Origin of the sequence: Algoriphagus faecimaris (genome assembly GCF_900101705.1) — a bacterium.
GTDB lineage: Bacteria > Bacteroidota > Bacteroidia > Cytophagales > Cyclobacteriaceae > Algoriphagus > Algoriphagus faecimaris.
Genome location: NZ_FNAC01000006.1, coordinates 147,013 through 147,344, shown reverse-complemented (window position 1 = coordinate 147,344; position 332 = coordinate 147,013). Strand labels below are relative to the sequence as shown.

The following is a 332-nucleotide window of genomic DNA, read 5'->3' as shown; positions in this document are numbered from 1 at the left end:
TTTCCCTGACTTTAACTCCTTTTCTCTTGTAAGTGCATCTTTTTTTACCAGAAAGAACTCGACATGGATTACTATCCAGGGTCGATACTTGATAGTGTAGCCTTTGGTAGATTTTTGATTATGGAATTGAAATCGAGTAATCAAATCAAAAGTCATCCCTGTATAGGTTTTACCGGTTGAAGGTGAAAAAAGCACGTATACTACGAATTCATCCATGTGCTAAAAATAAAAAAAGGCCTCTGAAAAATCAGAGACCTTTGTAGCGAGGACGGGAGTTGAACCCGTGACCTCAGGGTTATGAATCCTGCGCTCTAACCAACTGAGCTACCTCG

General features: G+C 40.1%; 1 protein-coding gene and 1 tRNA gene. Both read right to left on the bottom strand.

Annotation, left to right across the window (positions count from 1 at the left end):
- The coding region (locus BLQ57_RS04975; protein ID WP_092824017.1) for a GIY-YIG nuclease family protein at positions 1–216 on the bottom strand (216 nt) is incomplete at its 3' end.
- Between the two features lie 44 nt (positions 217–260).
- Positions 261–332: transfer RNA gene (locus tag BLQ57_RS04970), tRNA-Met, on the bottom strand.